This window comes from Sphingomonas sp. Leaf5 (genome assembly GCF_001421155.1).
In the GTDB taxonomy this organism is placed as follows: domain Bacteria; phylum Pseudomonadota; class Alphaproteobacteria; order Sphingomonadales; family Sphingomonadaceae; genus Sphingomonas.
Genome location: NZ_LMJZ01000019.1, coordinates 130431 through 147568 on the forward strand (window position 1 = coordinate 130431; position 17138 = coordinate 147568).

Here is a 17138-nt window from a genome sequence, read left to right on the forward strand (position 1 = left end):
AATCGCATGGCTCGCCGCCGCCAGATCTACGAAGGCAAGGCAAAGATCCTTTACGAGGGTCCGGAGCCGGGTACGCTGATCCAGTATTTCAAGGACGACGCCACCGCCTTCAACGCCCAGAAAAAGGGTACGATCAACGGCAAGGGCGTGCTGAACAACCGGATTTCCGAGCATGTCTTCACGCTGCTCGGCAATATCGGGGTGCCGACCCACTTCATCCGCCGGCTGAACATGCGCGAGCAGTTGATCCGCCAGGTCGAGATCGTGCCGATCGAGGTCGTGGTGCGCAACGTCGCGGCGGGTTCGCTGTCGAAGCGGCTCGGCATCGAGGAAGGCCAGCAGCTGCCACGCACGATCGTCGAATATTATTACAAGGACGATGCGCTCGGCGATCCGATGGTATCGGACGAACACATCCTGTGCTTCGGCTGGGCCGCGCAGGACGAACTGCACGAGATGGCCGACATGGCGATCCGCGTGAACGATTTCCTGTCCGGGCTGTTCGCCGGGATCAACATCCGGCTGGTCGACTTCAAGCTCGAATTCGGTCGCATCTGGGACAATGATTTCAGCCGGATCATCCTGGCCGACGAAATCAGCCCCGATGGCTGCCGCCTGTGGGACATGACCACCAACGAGAAGCTCGACAAGGATCGCTTCCGTCGCGATCTCGGCGGCGAAGTCGAAGCCTATCAGGAAGTCGCCCGCCGGCTGGGCCTGATGCCCGAAGGCGCGGATTCAGCGGTCCTCGACCTCGAGACGCATCGCAAGAAGCGCGAGAAGTAAGCGCGCTATCGACTGACGATTACCGTCACCTCAGGATAGGTCGGGGTCCCTTTCGGTTGGCCGCTGCGGTGCCCATGCGAGAGACCCCAGCCTGCGCTGGGATGGCATTTTTATGGGCATGGAAGAACAGCCCCGCAGCCGGTGCGGACGTGTGCGCCCGCATCCTTCTGTTCGTCGTCCCCCCGGACTTGATCCGGGGTCCCGCTTCTTCTGCCGACCGAAGTGAGGAGCGGGACCCCGGGTCAAGCCCGGGGTGACGAGTGGGCTCGGGTATCGGTTGCCTGGATCAAACCGGCGGGCCGCCTCCCTACCCCCGCGCGAACAGCGCCGGGTCGAGTGCCATCACGGCGTCGGCCCCGCCCTCGACCTTGCGCCGCAGGGCGCCGGTGTCGGGAATGATCCGCTCGGCATAGAAGCGCGCGGTTACCCGTTTGCCCTCGGTGAACGTCGCATCGCCCTCGCCCGATGCCGCCAGTGCCTCGGACGCGGTCAGCATCCGCAGCCACATGAGGCCGGTCGCGACGATCCCCATGATGTGCATGTACGAATGCGCACCCGCGCCGACATGGTTCGGGTTCTGCATGCCGTTGGCCATGAACCACATCGTCGCGGCCTGCAGGTCCTTCAGTCCGCGCTCCAGCCGCTCGGCGAAATCGCGCGTCGCGTTGGCACCCTTGGCGGTCGCGATCTCTTGCGCAACGATGCGGAAGAAATGCTGGATCGCACGTCCGCCATTCTGCGCCAGCTTGCGCCCGACCAGATCCATCGCCTGCACGCCGTTGGTGCCTTCATAGATCATCGCGATCCGGGCATCGCGGACATATTGCTCCATGCCCCATTCGGCGATGTAGCCATGGCCGCCATAAACCTGCTGTGCGTTGGTCGCGACGTCATAGCCCTTGTCGGTGCCATAGCCCTTGATGACCGGGGTCAGCAGCGACACGAGATCGTCGGCTAGCTCGCGGGTCGCCGCGTCCTCGCTCATATGCGCCAGATCGACCTGCAACGCGCCCCACAGGCACAGCGCCCGCAACCCTTCGGTCAGCGCCTTGCCCTCCATCAGCATCCGGCGGACGTCGGGATGGACGAACAGCGTATCGGCCTTTTCGTCCGGTTGCGCCGGGCCGGTCAGCGCCCGCCCCTGCCGCCGGTCGCCGGCATAGATCACCGCATTCTGATACGCGGTCTCGGCCACGCCCAGCCCCTGCAACCCGACGCCGAGCCGCGCGGCGTTCATCATGATGAACATGGCGGCCAGCCCCTTCATCTCGTCGCCGACCAGCCAACCCGTCGCGCCGTCATAGTTCATGACGCAGGTCGAATTGGCGTGGATGCCCATCTTGTGCTCGATCGATCCGCACGTCACCGGATTGCGCGCGCCGAGCGACCCGTCGTCGTTCACGAGGAACTTCGGCACGACGAACAGCGAAATCCCCTTCGAGCTTTCCGGCGCGCCCGGCGTCTTGGCGAGGACGAGGTGGATGATGTTGTCGGTCAGGTCATGCTCGCCCGACGAGATGAAGATCTTGGTGCCGGTGATCGCCCACGACCCGTCGTCGTTGGGCACCGCGCGCGTCTTGATGAGGCCCAGATCGGTACCGCATTGCGGCTCGGTCAGGTTCATGGTGCCGCCCCATTCGCCCGACACCATCTTGGGCACATACATCGCCTGCTGTTCGGGGCTGCCCTTGACCAGCAGCGCGGCGATCGCGCCGTGCGTCAGCCCGGGATACATGGCGAAGGCCATGTTGGCGGAGATCAGATATTCCTCGAACGCGGTCGCGACGACATGCGGCATCGCCTGCCCACCGAATTGTTCGGGCGCGGACAGCGTGCCCCAGCCCGATTCGACGAACTGACGATACGCCTGCTTGAACCCGTCGGGCGTCGTCACGCTGCCATCGGCGTGGCGGGTGCAGCCCTGCTGGTCGCCCGATGCGTTCAAGGGAAACAGCACTTCGGCGACGAAGCGACCGCCCTCTTCCAGCACCGCCTCGACCGTGTCGGGCGTGGCATTGGCGAAACCGGGCAGCGCGGCATGATCGCCGATCTTGAGAACATGGTCGAGGATGAAGCGGGTGTCGCGGACCGGCGGGGTATAGCTGGGCATCGGGTCAATCCTTCTCCGGGGAGGCACCCTCTGACGGGGCGGTCTGGTACGGCAGCGTTTCGATGGTCGTCACGAAGTCGCTGAGTTCGGCGATCGCGGCATCGATGTCGCGCCGCTGGTTTTCGAGCAGCGCGATCCGGTCGCGACATTTCTGGACGGTGACCTGCCGCTGTACGACGCGGCCGTCGCCGATATCGTACAGGTCGATCATCTCGCGGATATCGGCGAGGCTGAACCCGACCCGCTTGCCGCGCAGGATCCACGCCAGCCGTGCCCGGTCGCGCTGCGAATAGATGCGGGCAAGGCCGCGCCGTTCGGGTGCGATCAGGCCCTCATCCTCGTAGAAGCGGAGCGCGCGCGCGGTCACGCCGAATTCGTTGCACAGGTCGGTGATCGAAAAGCGATCGGCTTGCCCGGGCGACTGAGGCGGTATGGAGACTGCGAGTTGCATGACCCTTGACTAGTTTACGTTGACGTGAACGTCAACCTTCGTCGCCAGTCGTCGGCGCGGGCGGACAATCGACCCGCTTCGCCGGCTTGCGCTTGACCGCGGTCGTCGCGAATTCGGCGGCGTCGAGCGCACCGTCGCGGCCCTTGTCGGCTGCCGCGAACTTCCCGCTGGTCTTGATCGCCCATTCGTCGAAGGTCAGCCGCCCGTCGCCATTGGTGTCGAGCTTCGCATAGGCCTTGCGCCGCGATGCCAGATATTCGTCGCGGGTAATGCGGCTGTCGCGGTCCTTGTCATATCGGTCGAACCGCTTCTGTTCGCGGGTGCGCGGCGATGCGGCGGGCGGTTCGGGAATTTCGGCGTCCGCCGTTTGCGCCGTCGCCGGGGGTGCCGGCGGCGGCGGCAGTTTCTCGGTCGCCGCGACCCCGCGGAACAGGAACAGCCCCGCCGCGACCAGCGCCAAGGCCGACCCTACCCCCGCCAGGAACCGCCACATCGCTCACCCCCCGATTGCCGACGCTCTGTATCGGTCAGCCGCTATCGCCCGGCAAGTCCGAACCACGCCAGTCGCGCCGCCCTTTTCGGCCCGCCCGGTGCCACGCGTGCCAGATCGAGCCGCGCCGACAGCGCCAGCAGGCCGAGCGGCCGGGCGACCCGGCGCAGCGGCGTCGCCAGCGCCTCGCCAGCCAGCGCACCGGCGGTTTCGGCGGTCGCGGCATCGTCGACATGGTGCAACAGGTCGGCCAGCGCCCACCCCTGCCCCAGCATCGTCGCCCGGTCGACATCGCCGCCGAGGATCGCGGCCGCCAGCGCGAACAGCCGCCCGCCCCGTTCCGCCCCGAACCGGCGCAGCGTCTCGCGGTCGAGCGTGTCCTCCTCGATCAACACCTCCCAGCCTTCCACCACCTTCACCAGCGCCGCGCCGGTGACACCATGTGGCAGCACAGTTTCGGCGAGCGCGGTCAGGACCGGCATGGCGGGCGGCGGCGCATGGTCCAGCTTGGCAAGCTGTTCGCGCCACCACGCAAGCCGGATCTGGCCGATCGCGGGCTGGGTCGTGGTCCGGACGACATCGGCCAGCGCGGCGTCGAGCGCCAGCAGCGCCGACAATGCCGCGCGGCGGTCGGCGGGGGCATAGGTCAGCGCAAGGCTGCGTTCGGGATCTGGATCGATGGGCATCGATCCCGTCAGCGCGGGTCTTTACGCTCCGTCAACCCCGATCTGGCAAACAAACCATTGATTGCGCGACTTTGGCGCTGGAATGGACGGGCAATGATCGGACGCGGACGAGATCGGAGACGATCGGGCGGTTTTCTCTCGCGGCTGGCGCACGATCGCGGCGGCAATACGCTGGCGATGATGGCGGTCGCGATGATCCCGCTCCTCGGCATGGCGGGATCGGCGATCGACACCGCGCGGGTCTATTACGTCAAGGTTCGCCTGCAACAGGCGTGCGATGCCGGCGCGCTGGCGGGCCGGAAGTTCATGAACGGCAACGATTTCAACGACGCGGCCGTATCGCAGGCGCGCGCCTTCTTCGCGAATAATTTCCAGACGGGATCGATGGGGTCGAACGCCCCCGTCTTCACGCCGGTCAAGACCGACGCGGGACAGGTCGCCGCGACCGCATCGGTCACCGTCCCGATGACGGTGATGCAGTTGGCCGGCTTCGAACCGGTCACGGTCTCGGTCGCCTGCGAAGCCAAGCTCGAAATTCCCAATCTCGATATCATGTTCGTTCTCGATACCACCGGATCGATGAGCGACATCAACCCCGGCGATAGCGCCGACCGGATCACCGGCCTGCGTCAGGCGGTGATGAATTTCTACGACACGCTCGACCGCGCCAAGAAGCCCGGAACACTGATCCGCTATGGCGCGGTACCCTATTCGGCCAACGTCAATGTCGGCATGTTGCTGCGCCCCGAATGGATGGTCGATAAGGCCGATTACCAATCGCGCCGCTATCTGGGCCCCGAGACGACCAAGGGTCCGGATACGGTGGACAACGCCGATTGGGTGACGACTGCCGGATCATGGCAGAAAAAGAGCGGTTCGACCGTAACGAGCAAAAGCTTCGGCAGGCCGGAGGATTGTAGCCCGCCAGCAAACGCCGTGAACACATCGCAAACCGATACGACGTGGAAAGACGCTGGAAAGGGGGACGGCAGCCAGACGATTACCTATACCCGGACCCGGACCGGCAGCGCCTATTCGACGAAAATCGTCAATGCGCGGTGTGAAATCACCGAAACGTCGTACCGCAATTATGTCGAAACACGGACCGACACCCGCGTTCCAAACAAGAATAAAGGCAAGCCCGTTGCCGGTACCCCGACGACTACTCATTGGTGGTCGTATGAGCCGGTCAACGTACCCGTTTCGGGATTGAAGGGCACAGGTGCCCGCGTCAGTGGCGGATCGATTTCCATGAACATCGCCGCACAGGGCAAGTCGCGAACGATCACCTGGAATCAGCAGAATGGCTGCATCGAGGAGCGCAAGACCGTCCGGCAGTCGACCTATGATCCCATTCCGTCGGGCGCATATGATTTGAACATCGACATGGTCCCCGATCCTTCCAACGACGACACCCGTTGGAAGCCGTGGCTGCCGGCGGCGGTGTTCGCCCGGGAAAGCTTCACCAAATGGTCCATTCCCGCAGTGCGCTCGAACCTCGACTTCACGAACCTTCAGGACGTGAACAGCGGCCAGAACGCTCCCTGCCCCTCGCCGGCGAAGCTGTTGCAGGCCTTCACGCGTGCCGACCTGCAGAGCTACGTCAACAGCCTGATCGTGGGGGGCAAGACCCATCACGATATCGGGTTTCTATGGGGCCTGCGACTGATGTCGCGCGACGGCATCTTCGGCGATGTCGTCAACGGCGGGTTGAATGGCGCGAGGAATGCGCAGCACCTGATCTTCATGACCGACGGCGAAACCGATACCGATAACACGGTGTACGAAGCCTATGGCCTGTCGGGGCTGGATCGTCGGCGCACGACCGCCTTCACGACCAACGACGCGCAGAATAGCGATCAGGACACCATCGTCGCCAACCGCCTGCTCGCGCTGTGCCAGGTCGCGCGGCGCAAGGACATTACCGTCTGGGTCATTGCGTTCGGATTGAACATGCCCCCGCTGCTCAGCAACTGCACGACGGAGGGGCGTTCGTTCGAGGCGCGAAACACGGCCCAGCTCAACACCGCGTTCAGCAACATCGCCGCCCAGATCGCCAAGCTGCGGGTGTCAAGATGATCGTGCGGATCGCGCGCGATCGTCGCGGTGCGACCATCATCGAATTCGCGTTGCTTGCGCCTGTCCTGCTGCTGTTGCTGATGGGCCTGTTCGACCTGTGCTACCGATCCTATGCCCAATCGATCCTGACGGGTGCGCTTCAGGCCGCGGCGCGCAAGGGCGCGCTGGAGGGTAATGCGACCACGGCCGCCTCGCAGGCTATCGACGAAGCGGTCATCCAGCAGGTGCGACCGGTCGCGCCGAACCTGACCTGGATCAGCAAGCGACTGCATTATCGCAACTATGACGGCGTCGAAGCCGAACCGTTCGACGACGTCAACAGCAACAATCGCCGTGATCCCGGGGAATGCTTCACCGACACCAACGGCAATGGCCTGTGGGATTCCGATCCGGGTACCACCGGTCAGGGCGGTGCGAACGACATCACCGTCTATACCGTGGAGATCACCTATCCCCGCCTGTTTCCGCTGACCGGGCTGATGGGCTGGTCCTCCGATCAGACAATCTCGGCGTCCAGCGCACTCAAGAACCAGCCCTATGATACGCAGAGCGCGGCCACACCGGAGCGGATATGCTGAGGATCGCGGCCCGCCGATTGCACGATCTGCACCATGCCCGGCGCGGCGTCGCCCTGCTGGAATTCGCGCTGGCATTGCCCGTCGTCCTTACCATCGGGCTGTGCGCGGTCGAATTGTGCAATTTCGGCGTCCAGCAGCTTCGGCTGAGTCAGGCGACACAGACACTCGCCGACAATATCTCGCGCGTCGGCGTCGACACCAACGCTGCGACGCAACAGCTGCGCGAGGCCGACGTGAACGAGGTGATCGGCGGGCTGCGCCGGCAAACCGAAGCACTGGGCGTCACCACCAACGGCCGGGTGACGATTTCCAGCCTCGAGACGAAGGATGGCGCGCAGTGGATTCATTGGCAGCGCTGCGTCGGGCTGAAACGTGGTCCGGGCTATGATTCGAGTTTCGGCCGCGAAGGCGATGGCGGAACATCGGGCAGCACGTTTCGGGGAATGGGCGACCCGGCCAAGCCGGTGCAGGCACCCGATCGCGCGGCCGTGATCTTCGTCGAGATCAATTTCGACTATCAGCCGCTGCTACCGACCTTTTTCCTCGGCAACCCGAAATTACAGCAGACCGCCGCCTTCATCGTGCGCGACAATCGCTTGCTGGAGGACGGCGTGCGCGATCCGGTGCCGCAGGTGAAGCAACGCATGACCTGCGACCGCTACACCGTCTGAGGGTCCACCCGAAATTCACGCGAAGGCGGATTTGAAGGCCGTCCGATCCGGAAACCGGTAGCGTGATCGGCACGTCGCGGGTCCGGCACATTCCCGAACCGACGCGGCGAGCAGTCGCCGCTGCGGAGGATACCGCAGCGGCGCCGTGGCTTACTTGTACGTGACCTTCTTCACCGCCGCGACGACCTTGTCGCTGGTGATGAGCGCCAGCTTTTCGAGATTGGCGGCATAGGGCAGCGGCACGTCCTCGTTGGTGACGCGGAGCACCGGCGCGTCGAGGTCGTCGAAGCCCTGCTCCATCACCACCGCGGCGATTTCCGACGCGATCGAGCAGGTCGGCCAGCCTTCCTCGACCACGACCAGCCGGTTGGTCTTCTTCAGCGACTTCAGCACCGTCTTGGTATCGAGCGGGCGCAGCGTGCGCAGATCGATCACTTCGGCATCGATGCCCTCGCCGGCCAGCTTCTCGGCGGCTTCGAGCGCGAGGCCGACGCCGATCGAATAGCTGACGATCGTCACGTCCTTGCCCGGCTTCATGATCCGCGCCTTGCCGATTGGCAGGACAAAATCGTCGAGCTTCGGCACGTCGAACGAGCGACCGTACATCAGTTCGTTTTCGAGGAAGACGACCGGATCGGTCGAGCGGATCGCCGCCTTCAACAGGCCCTTCGCATCGGCCGCGTCATAGGGGGCGATCACGATCAGGCCGGGGACCGAAGCGTACCACGGACCATAATTCTGCGAGTGCTGCGCACCGACGCGGCTGGCCGCACCATTGGGACCGCGGAACACGATCGGGCAGCGCATCTGGCCGCCCGACATATAGTTGGTCTTGGCCGCCGAATTGATGATGTGGTCGATCGCCTGCATGGCGAAGTTGAACGTCATGAATTCGATGACCGGACGCAGGCCGCCCATCGCCGCACCGGTACCGATGCCGGCAAAGCCATATTCGGTGATCGGCGTGTCGATGACGCGACGGTCGCCGAATTCGGCGAGCAACCCCTGCGTGACCTTGTACGCGCCCTGATATTCGGCGACTTCCTCGCCCATCACGAACACGCGGTCGTCGGCGCGCATTTCCTCGGCCATCGCATCGCGCAGCGCGTCGCGGACCGTGGTCTTGACCATCTCGGTCCCTTCCGGGATTTCCGGGTCGGTCTCGCCTTCCTGATCGGCGGCGTCGAACAGCTGGCGCGCGCCGGTTTCGGCGTGCTGCTGCGTCGTGCCTTCGGGAGCCGGCGGGCCCTTGTCGTCGTTCTTCTCGTCGGCCTTCGGCGTAGCGGCCGCGGCGTCCCCGGCGCGCGCCTCGGTCGGCTGCGACGACTTGGCGGCGTTGACATCCTCACCCTCGGCGGCAAGGATCGCGATGACCGCGCCGACCTTCACGTTATCCGTGCCCTCGGCGATCAGGATCTGCGCGATCGTGCCTTCGTCGACCGCTTCGAATTCCATCGTCGCCTTGTCGGTCTCGATCTCGGCCATGATGTCGCCCGACTTGACCGTGTCGCCTTCCTTGACGAGCCACTTGGCCAGCGTACCTTCTTCCATCGTGGGCGACAGCGCCGGCATCTTCAGTTCGATCGGCATCTCAGTAGGTCTCCACCAGAACGTCGGTGTACAGTTCCTTGGCGTCCGGTTCGGGCGCGCTTTCGGCGAAATCGGCGGCGGCGTTCACCACCTTGCGGATTTCGGCCTCGATCGCCTTCAGCTCGTCCTCCTGCACGCCGGCGGCGGTCAGCTCACGCTTCAGCCCCTCGATCGGGTCCGAATTGTCGCGCATCGCCTGCACCTCGTCGCGGCTGCGATACTTGGCCGGGTCGGACATCGAATGGCCGCGATAGCGATAGGTCTTCATCTCGAGGATGATCGGACCCTTGCCCGCACGCACCCATTCGAGCGCGGTTTCCGCGGCACCGCGGCACGCCAGCACGTCCATGCCGTCGACCTGGATACCCGGAATGCGGAAGCTCTCGCCGCGGCGATACAGCTGGTCCTCGGCCGACGAGCGGTTGACGCTGGTGCCCATCGCATACTGGTTGTTCTCGATCACGAAGATGATCGGGAGCTTCCACAGCTCGGCCATGTTGAACGATTCGTACACCTGCCCCTGGTTCGACGCACCATCGCCGAAATAGGCCATGCAGACGCCGCCGTCGTTGCTGTACTTGTGCCCGAACGCAAGGCCCGCGCCCAGCGACACCTGCGCACCGACGATGCCGTGGCCGCCATAGAATTTATGCTCGGTCGAGAACATGTGCATCGACCCGCCCTTGCCGCGGCTGATGCCGGCCTCGCGCCCGGTCAGTTCGGCCATGATGACCTTGGGATCGATGCCATAGGCGAGCATGTGGCCATGGTCGCGATAGCCGGTGATTACCGAGTCCTTGCCGGACTCGAGTGCCGACTGAAGCCCGACGGCGACGGCTTCCTGCCCGATATACAGGTGGCAGAAACCACCGATCAGGCCGAGGCCGTACAATTGGCCCGCCTTCTCCTCGAAACGACGGATCAGCAGCATCTCCTTGTAAAAGGACAGGAGTTCCTCTTTCGACGCCTCATACCGCGTTGGCTCACCCGGCCGTTCGCGATTGGGAATGACGGGTTCGCTGGTGCGGCCTGGCGCCGGTGCTTTTGCCACGGTTCGGATGCCTCGTTCCTGAAAGGATGGGAAGGAAGCGCCGCCTATGGCGCGAATTATGCCCCCGCGCAACCGAACCCGCCCGATCCGGGCCGGATTCAGTCGTCGATGCGAATCCCGCAGCGGCTTCGCGCCGCCGCCTCGCCGGTGATCGGCACGATGAATTCATCCGGGTGGGCGACGTTCAGCTTCCGCCGAACCAGTTCGTCGACCATATCGGGATCGGCATGGCGCGGATCGAGCAGCTCGACCCGGTTGCGCAGCTCGGCACGCACCTTTTCCAGACACGCATATTGCGCCTTCCGCACCGCCAGCTTGCGCTGATAGTCGCGGTACGCCAGCACGCCGTTCGGCCCCAACACCGCGTGATAGGCGAAGAACCCGATGACGAGGATCACCAGCGCCGGCCATCCGGCACGTTTCAGCATCTGACGAAGGGGCGAGGGTCGCGACATGGCGCGTATGTCGGTTATAGCCTGCGCCCACGCAAGCCACCAACCGGTGCCAAGGAGCCGATATGCACCTGCTGCACGATCCAGCGACCCTGACCGACCCAACCGACTTCGATACGTTCCTGAAGGTCGATATCCGTGTCGGCACGATCGTGTCGGCCGAACCCTATCCGCAAGCGCGCAAGCCCGCGATCAAGCTGGTCATCGATTTCGGCCCGGTGCTGGGCCACAAACGATCGAGCGCGCAGATCACCGAGCAGTATGAATGCGACGGACTGATCGGACGACAGGTCGCCGCAGTGGTCAACTTCCCGCCGCGTCAGATCGGCAGGTTCGTGTCGGAGGTGCTGACGCTGGGCTTTCCCGACGAAGCCGGCGCGGTCGTGCTCTTCGCGCCGGACCGGCAGGTACCGGACGGCGGGCGGCTGTTCTGATCGGCGCGCGGGACCGGTCATGACGGGTGCATCCGCCCCGCATTGCCGATACAGGCCATATCCGGGGGCGGCGAACGCATCCCGCTTGAAGGAACACGGATGAGCAACGCAACCGCCACCGCATGGGACGCAAGCCGGGTCCGCCTCTGGCTGGAAAGCCGCCTGTCCGCAGCGAAGCTGGAACAGGCAGCGGCGGACCGGCGCGGCTACGAGGCGCAGGGCGAATATGACAAGGCCGCAGCGGAGGAATGGGTCAGCCGCGCCTTGCTCGCGACCGATTGCACGACGGATCAGGCCGCCTTGGCCGGCCGCGTGAAGGCGTTGCTGGCGCAGGACGAATACCGGATCACCGGCATCTACGACGACCGGCGATTCGACCGCAGCGTCCGCGCCCAGCTGCGGAAAATCGCGAAGATGACGAAGGCGAACGAAGGGTTCGCGAACCTGTTACGCTATCAGGATTGAGCAGCACGTCGGCAACGACGACCGAATGTAGGTAGATTGGCAACGACATGGCCCGCAAGAACAACCGGCACGATCCCTATCCGCAGACGGATGACGGCGACGACGCGCCGGCCCCCGCCGTCATCTGCTGGCTGTGCGGCCGGCCCACCGGCAAGACGATCGTCTGGCATCATCCCGTCCCCAAAAGCCGGGGCGGCCGCGACGTCGTGCCGATGCATTCGATCTGTCAGCAGACGTTGATGGCCAATTTCACCAATTCCGAACTGCAACGCGCCGGGATGGACGTCGACACGCTGCTCGCGAACCCGAATGTCCGCAAATTCGTCGACTGGGTGGCGAACAAGGACCCCGACTTCACCGCGACCATCGTGAAAAAGCAGCGCTGATCCGATATCGAAAAGCTCTTGGCGGGCCGAACCGCGACGCGCTGCCCCCGCCCCACGAAAAAGGAGCGCCGGCTCGCACCGACGCCCCCTTCCCTGACCAGCCATCCAATCAACGCAAAATCGAACGCCCCGCATAGCGCGCGGCTCCTGCCAGTTCTTCCTCGATCCGGATGAGCTGGTTGTACTTGGCAAGCCGGTCCGACCGCGCCAGCGAGCCGGTCTTGATCTGGCCGCAGTTGGTCGCGACCGCGAGGTCGGCGATCGTCGCGTCCTCGGTCTCGCCCGACCGGTGCGACATGACCGCGGTATAGCGGTTGCGCTGCGCCAGGTTCACCGCCTCCAGCGTTTCGGTCAGCGTGCCGATCTGGTTGACCTTCACCAGCAGCGAATTGGCGAGGCCCTGTTCCAGACCCATCGCCAGCCGCTTCGGATTGGTCACGAACAGATCGTCGCCGACCAGCTGGACCTTGTCGCCGATCTTGTCGGTCAGCGCCTTCCAGCCTTCGAAATCGTCCTCGCCCATGCCGTCCTCGATCGACAGGATCGGATAGCGCGCGGCGAGATCGGCGAGGTAATCGGCCATTTCGTGCGGCGACAGCGACTTGCCCTCGCCGACCATTTCATAGCGGCCGTTCTTGAAGAATTCGGTCGCGGCGCAATCGAGCGCCAGCATCACGTCCTCACCCGGCTTGTACCCGGCGCGCTCGATGCTCTGCATGATGAAGTCGAGCGCGTCGATCGTGCTGCTCAGCGCCGGGGCGAAGCCGCCTTCGTCGCCGACCGAGGTGGCGAGGCCCTTTTCGGACAGCCCTTTCTTCAGCGTGTGAAAGATTTCCGAACCGCACCGGACCGCTTCGGCGATGCTGTCGGCACCGACCGGCATGACCATGAATTCCTGGAAATCGATCGGGTTGTCGGCATGTTCGCCGCCGTTGATGATGTTCATCATCGGCACCGGCAGCAGATGCGCCGACACGCCGCCGACATAGCGGTACAGCGGCAGGCCACGGGCATCCGCCGCCGCCTTCGCCACGGCGAGGCTGACGCCGAGGATCGCGTTCGCGCCCAGCCGGCCCTTGTTCTCGGTACCGTCGAGTTGGATCATCGCCTCATCGATGTCACTCTGGTCCTCTGCATCCATGCCCAGCACCGCTTCGGCGATGTCGCCGTTCACCGCTTCGACCGCGCCCAGCACGCCCTTGCCCAGATAGACGCTCTTGTCGCCATCGCGCTTCTCAACGGCTTCGTGCGCGCCGGTCGACGCGCCCGACGGGACCGCGGCACGGCCGAAGCTGCCATCCTCCAGCAGCACATCGACCTCGACGGTCGGATTGCCGCGGCTGTCGAGGATCTGGCGGCCATGCACCTGAATGATTGCGGTCACGTAACGACTCCTTTGATATCCGTGCGGGACGGCGTGGTCGCCGCCCCTCTATCCATTCGGCCCGCCGCTCGCAAATCCTTGCGTGCCGCACGGAACCCGACCTGTGCGACATGGTTTTCCTACCGAAACGAAGAAAGGATTCGTTATGACCGACTTCAATCGGCCTGGCAGCTCGCCGGCCACCAGCGATACCGCTGTCGACTTCAATGCCGATATCAACCCGACCACCGGCGGGACCGTAGAATTTTCGCCGGCCGCCACGACGTCGTTCGATTCGGAAGCAAGCGCGACCGGCAGCACCACCCAGACGCTGAAGGACGAGGCATCGAAGCTGTCGGCCAAGGCGACCGAAAAGGCACGCGGCCTCGCCGACGAAGGCAAGGCACGCGCCACCGGCGCGCTCGACGAATTCTCGAAGCTGATGGAAGATGCCGCCGGCACCGTCGATGAGAAGCTGGGCGAGCAATATGGCCAATATGCCCGCTCGGCCGCCAAGGCCATTTCGGGCTTTTCGGACAATCTGCGCGGCAAGGAAGTCGACGATCTGATCGCCGACGCCAGCGATTTCGTCCGCAAAAGCCCGGCCGTCGCCATCGGCACTGCTGCAGCCCTCGGCTTCCTGCTGGCGCGCATCGTGAAGGCCGGCACCGATGCCGACACCCTCCCCGTGGTAAAGGGCTGACCTCGATCATGGGGGACGAGGGGCTGGGAACGGTTGTCGGCCGGGTCGTCGAGGACGCGAAGGCCTACGCCAAGGCCGAGGTGACGCTGTGGAAGACGGTGGCCAGCACGCGCGGGTCGCAGGCCGGCATCGCTGTCGGTCTAGCGGTCGGTGCGGTGGTTATCGCCTTGTCGGCGGTCACCGCCTTACTGGTCGGGGCGATCCTGTCGCTGCGGCCGATCATCGGGCCGGGCTGGGCTACATTGCTGGTCGTCGTCGTGGCGCTGGTCGTCGCCGCGGTCCTAGCCAAGGTGGCGTTGTCGAGCTTCAAACGCGTCGTCGCGCCGTTGGGAGACAGCTGATGATCCCGCCGACCCTCGCCGCCGCCCGTGCCGATGCGCTCATCAAGCGTGCCCGGTTGCAGGCCAGCGTTGCCGAAGCAAAGCATCGCCTGTCGCCGTCGACCATCGCCTCGGGCGTCGCCGACGACCTGCGCGACAAGGCGGAGGATGGCGTCGCGATCGTGATGGAACGGCCGGGTGTCGCCGCCGGCATCGCGACCAGCGTCGTCGCCCTGCTCGCCCGCAAGCGCATCGCCCGGCTGTTCCGCAAGGCACCACCCCCGCCCCCCATCGCCCCGCCCCCGCCCGTCCCGAACAAGGAATGACATCATGAGCGAACTCAAGACCGTCCCGCACGAAACCGCTGGCACCATCGACACGCTGAAGGAAAAGGCGTCGACCGCCGCCCACGCGACCAGCGACGCCGCCCATGACGCGGCGAAGCGCGCGTCGGACGCCGCACACGAAGCCGCCCAGCGTGCGTCGGAAGCGGCGCACGAGGCCGCCAAGCGCGCATCGGACACGATCGAGACCAATCCGCTCGCGGTCCTCGCCGGCGGCCTTGCGCTCGGTGCCGTCGTCGGTGCCTTGCTGCCGCGCACCGCGCAGGAAACGAAGACGCTCGCCCCGCTCGGCAAGAAGCTGGCCGCGGCCGCCACCGCCGCTGCCGCGACGGCACGCGACGTCGGCAAGGAGCAGCTGACCGCCGCACTGCCGAGCAAGGACGGTGCCAAGGAACAGCTCCGCGCCGCCTTCGGCACGGTGGTGCAGGCGGCCAAGGACAGCGGCAAGGCTGCCGTCAAGGGCTGACCTCCGCCACGAATCCCAGTTTATGGGTTGAAGGGTACGCTCCGTCCGCTATGCGACGGGGCGTATCTTTTTTTTGCACTGCGGGAGCGATCATGAGCAAACTCCACCTCGTCTTCGGCGGCCGCGTCGCCGATCCGCGCACGCTCGATTTCGCCGACCTGAAGGCGATCGATGTCGTCGGCATCTTCGGCGACTATGCCAGCGCCGAAAAGGCATGGCGCGCCGCCGCACAGCGGACTGTCGACGATGCCGAGATGAAATATGTGGTGGTCCATCTCCACCGCCTGCTCGAACCGGAACTGCCGGCGGCGTAAGGGTCGCGATCCCGAACGGCTCCCTGTACCCCGTTCGGTTCGAGCAGCTTCGAGCCTGTCGAGAAGCGTCCCTCGAGAACTTGGTCGTTTGGGGCATCGCCTTCTCGACCACGGTTCTCGACAGGCTCGAACCTCCGCTCGAAGCAAATGGGGAGGTGTGGACAGGGAACGGTACCGCGGATCAGTCGGCCTCAGCCACCCGCACCCCCCAGCGCCACCGCAACAAGGGCCGCAGCAACACCATTCCGGCAATGAACCCGCCGGCATGTGCCGCCCCCGCGACCGGCATGCCGCTGCCCGCACTCGCCCAGCCGATCGCCAGATTCAGCAGCGTCCAGCTGACCCCCAGCCATATCGCATGGACGACATGCGCCGGCACCGGTCCGATCGCCTTCGCCTTGCCGCCGCCGAACAGCAGCGCATAGGCCCCGATCAGCGCCGAGATCGCCCCACTCGCCCCGATCATCGGCGCGGGCGAAGTCGGTCCGGCCAGCCACTGCGCCGCCACCGACGCATAGGCGCCGACCAGCAACAGCACCAACACGCCGCGCAATCCGACCGCGCGCTGCGTCGGGGTGCCGACGATGGCGAGGGTCAGCAGATTGAAGCCGAGATGCAACCACCCGTCATGGATGAACGCTGCGGTGAGCGGCGTCAGCCACACCGGCACGAACGGCGCAAACCCCTCGATCGATGCGACATTGCTGGTCATCCGCAGCGGCACGAACCCCGCCGCGATCGCCGCGCTCCATACGCCACCAGTCAGGATCAGCCACGCGCTGATGCACACGATCAACCCGCCGATCGCCACGATCGACGGGGAAGGACGCCGTTCGAACATGGGCGTTTAGATGAACTCGATCTTCGAGATCTGGTAATACCGGTCGCCCGACGGCACCGTCACCTCGACATCGTCATCGATCTTGCGCCCGATCAGCGCGCGGCCCATCGGCGAATTGTACGAAATGCGGCCCGACTTGGCATCGGCCTCGGTCTGGCCGACGATCTGGTAGGTGACCGCCTTGTCATCCTCGTCGAGCAGGGTGACGGTCGCGCCGAACACGACCTTGTCGCCCGACAGGTCCTTTGGATCGATGACCTGCGCGCGGGACAGCTTGTCCTCGATATCGGCGATCGACGCCTCGATCTGGCCCTGCCGTTCCTTCGCCGCATGATATTCGGCGTTTTCCGACAGATCGCCATGCGCGCGCGCTTCCTCGATCGCGTCGATGATCTGTGGCCGTTCGACCTTCAGTTGCTTGAGGTGCACCGTCAGGCGATCATAGCCCTCTTGCAACATCGGCATCTTTTCGACCGTCGCCATCGCGCGCGCGTCCCTTTTCGTAAGTAGCCCCCTCACACGGCCGGGCCTCCCTGCCCGTCCGTGCGCAACTATTCG

General features: G+C 65.0%; 22 protein-coding genes. 12 read left to right on the forward strand and 10 right to left on the reverse strand.

Features of this window, described 5'->3' with window-relative positions; genetic code table 11:
• Positions 1 to 6: 6 nt before the first annotated feature.
• Positions 7 to 786: a phosphoribosylaminoimidazolesuccinocarboxamide synthase gene (purC, locus tag ASE50_RS11870; protein WP_056004061.1), complete on the forward strand. Its 780-nt coding sequence runs from the start codon at positions 7 to 9 to the stop codon at positions 784 to 786.
• A gap of 307 nt (positions 787 to 1093) precedes the next feature.
• On the opposite strand, the gene ASE50_RS11875 is transcribed toward purC, so the two are convergent.
• Genes ASE50_RS11875 through ASE50_RS11890 form a run of 4 tightly spaced genes read right to left on the reverse strand, consistent with a single transcriptional unit; the run spans position 1094 to position 4523 of the window.
• Positions 1094 to 2896: an acyl-CoA dehydrogenase C-terminal domain-containing protein gene (locus tag ASE50_RS11875; protein WP_056400530.1), complete on the reverse strand. Its 1803-nt coding sequence runs from the start codon at positions 2894 to 2896 to the stop codon at positions 1094 to 1096.
• Positions 2897 to 2900: 4 nt separating this feature from the next.
• Complete coding sequence (locus ASE50_RS11880) at positions 2901 to 3347, reverse strand: MerR family transcriptional regulator (RefSeq protein ID WP_056400532.1); 447 nt, start codon at positions 3345 to 3347, stop codon at positions 2901 to 2903.
• A 31-nt stretch (positions 3348 to 3378) separates the two neighbouring features.
• Positions 3379 to 3840 (reverse strand): EF-hand domain-containing protein, encoded by a 462-nt coding sequence (locus ASE50_RS11885; RefSeq protein WP_056400533.1) that lies wholly within the window; start codon positions 3838 to 3840, stop codon positions 3379 to 3381.
• A gap of 41 nt (positions 3841 to 3881) precedes the next feature.
• Positions 3882 to 4523: a squalene/phytoene synthase family protein gene (locus ASE50_RS11890; protein ID WP_056400535.1), complete on the reverse strand. Its 642-nt coding sequence runs from the start codon at positions 4521 to 4523 to the stop codon at positions 3882 to 3884.
• Positions 4524 to 4616: 93 nt separating this feature from the next.
• On the opposite strand from ASE50_RS11890, the gene ASE50_RS11895 reads away from it, so the two are divergent.
• The 3 genes from ASE50_RS11895 to ASE50_RS11905 are packed head-to-tail and all read left to right on the forward strand — an operon-like array spanning position 4617 to position 7851.
• Positions 4617 to 6602, forward strand: coding sequence for a pilus assembly protein (locus tag ASE50_RS11895; protein WP_056400538.1), 1986 nt, complete (start codon positions 4617 to 4619; stop codon positions 6600 to 6602).
• Positions 6599 to 7180, forward strand: a complete 582-nt coding sequence (locus tag ASE50_RS11900; RefSeq protein ID WP_056400540.1) for a TadE/TadG family type IV pilus assembly protein — start codon at positions 6599 to 6601, stop codon at positions 7178 to 7180. The genes ASE50_RS11895 and ASE50_RS11900 overlap by 4 nt, the downstream gene beginning before the upstream one ends.
• Positions 7174 to 7851: a TadE/TadG family type IV pilus assembly protein gene (locus ASE50_RS11905; protein WP_082438988.1), complete on the forward strand. Its 678-nt coding sequence runs from the start codon at positions 7174 to 7176 to the stop codon at positions 7849 to 7851. Before ASE50_RS11900 ends, ASE50_RS11905 begins: the two co-directional genes overlap by 7 nt.
• 150 nt (positions 7852 to 8001) lie before the next feature.
• Here ASE50_RS11905 and ASE50_RS11910 read toward each other — a convergent pair whose 3' ends face one another.
• The 3 genes from ASE50_RS11910 to ASE50_RS11920 form a co-directional block, all read right to left on the reverse strand.
• Positions 8002 to 9441, reverse strand: coding sequence for a pyruvate dehydrogenase complex E1 component subunit beta (locus ASE50_RS11910; RefSeq protein WP_056400545.1), 1440 nt, complete (start codon positions 9439 to 9441; stop codon positions 8002 to 8004).
• 1 nt (position 9442) lies between these two features.
• Positions 9443 to 10492: a pyruvate dehydrogenase (acetyl-transferring) E1 component subunit alpha gene (gene pdhA, locus ASE50_RS11915; protein ID WP_056400548.1), complete on the reverse strand. Its 1050-nt coding sequence runs from the start codon at positions 10490 to 10492 to the stop codon at positions 9443 to 9445.
• 98 nt (positions 10493 to 10590) lie between these two features.
• Positions 10591 to 10947, reverse strand: a complete 357-nt coding sequence (locus ASE50_RS11920; protein WP_082438989.1) for an FtsB family cell division protein — start codon at positions 10945 to 10947, stop codon at positions 10591 to 10593.
• 62 nt (positions 10948 to 11009) lie between these two features.
• Here ASE50_RS11920 and ASE50_RS11925 point away from each other — a divergent pair, with 62 nt between their 5' ends.
• From ASE50_RS11925 to ASE50_RS11935, 3 genes are all read left to right on the forward strand, one after another.
• Entirely contained in the window at positions 11010 to 11378 is a 369-nt protein-coding gene (locus ASE50_RS11925) for a tRNA-binding protein (RefSeq protein ID WP_056400554.1), read from the forward strand.
• Between the two features lie 99 nt (positions 11379 to 11477).
• On the forward strand, positions 11478 to 11843 hold the full coding sequence (locus tag ASE50_RS11930) for a hypothetical protein (protein ID WP_056400557.1): 366 nt from the start codon (positions 11478 to 11480) through the stop codon (positions 11841 to 11843).
• Between the two features lie 47 nt (positions 11844 to 11890).
• Positions 11891 to 12229: a hypothetical protein gene (locus ASE50_RS11935; protein ID WP_056400560.1), complete on the forward strand. Its 339-nt coding sequence runs from the start codon at positions 11891 to 11893 to the stop codon at positions 12227 to 12229.
• 109 nt (positions 12230 to 12338) lie between these two features.
• On the opposite strand, the gene eno is transcribed toward ASE50_RS11935, so the two are convergent.
• Positions 12339 to 13613, reverse strand: coding sequence for a phosphopyruvate hydratase (gene eno, locus ASE50_RS11940; protein WP_056400563.1), 1275 nt, complete (start codon positions 13611 to 13613; stop codon positions 12339 to 12341).
• 145 nt (positions 13614 to 13758) lie between these two features.
• Between eno and ASE50_RS11945 the strand changes: the two genes are divergently transcribed.
• From ASE50_RS11945 to ASE50_RS11965, 5 genes are all read left to right on the forward strand, one after another.
• Positions 13759 to 14295, forward strand: coding sequence for a hypothetical protein (locus ASE50_RS11945; protein ID WP_056400566.1), 537 nt, complete (start codon positions 13759 to 13761; stop codon positions 14293 to 14295).
• 8 nt (positions 14296 to 14303) lie between these two features.
• Positions 14304 to 14636: a phage holin family protein gene (locus ASE50_RS11950; protein ID WP_056400569.1), complete on the forward strand. Its 333-nt coding sequence runs from the start codon at positions 14304 to 14306 to the stop codon at positions 14634 to 14636.
• A complete protein-coding gene (locus tag ASE50_RS11955; RefSeq protein WP_056400572.1) occupies positions 14636 to 14941 on the forward strand; it encodes a hypothetical protein in 306 nt (101 codons plus the stop codon). Before ASE50_RS11950 ends, ASE50_RS11955 begins: the two co-directional genes overlap by 1 nt.
• Before the next feature lie 4 nt (positions 14942 to 14945).
• Complete coding sequence (locus ASE50_RS18305) at positions 14946 to 15425, forward strand: DUF883 family protein (protein ID WP_082438990.1); 480 nt, start codon at positions 14946 to 14948, stop codon at positions 15423 to 15425.
• A 92-nt stretch (positions 15426 to 15517) separates the two neighbouring features.
• Positions 15518 to 15739, forward strand: coding sequence for a DUF4170 domain-containing protein (locus tag ASE50_RS11965; RefSeq protein WP_056004110.1), 222 nt, complete (start codon positions 15518 to 15520; stop codon positions 15737 to 15739).
• A 181-nt stretch (positions 15740 to 15920) separates the two neighbouring features.
• Here ASE50_RS11965 and ASE50_RS11970 read toward each other — a convergent pair whose 3' ends face one another.
• A complete protein-coding gene (locus ASE50_RS11970; protein WP_056400575.1) occupies positions 15921 to 16580 on the reverse strand; it encodes a rhomboid family intramembrane serine protease in 660 nt (219 codons plus the stop codon).
• Between the two features lie 6 nt (positions 16581 to 16586).
• Positions 16587 to 17063 carry a transcription elongation factor GreA gene (greA, locus tag ASE50_RS11975; RefSeq protein ID WP_056004117.1) on the reverse strand — a complete coding sequence of 159 codons (477 nt, stop codon included), beginning with the start codon at positions 17061 to 17063 and terminating at the stop codon, positions 16587 to 16589.
• Between the last annotated feature and the right edge of the window lie 75 nt (positions 17064 to 17138).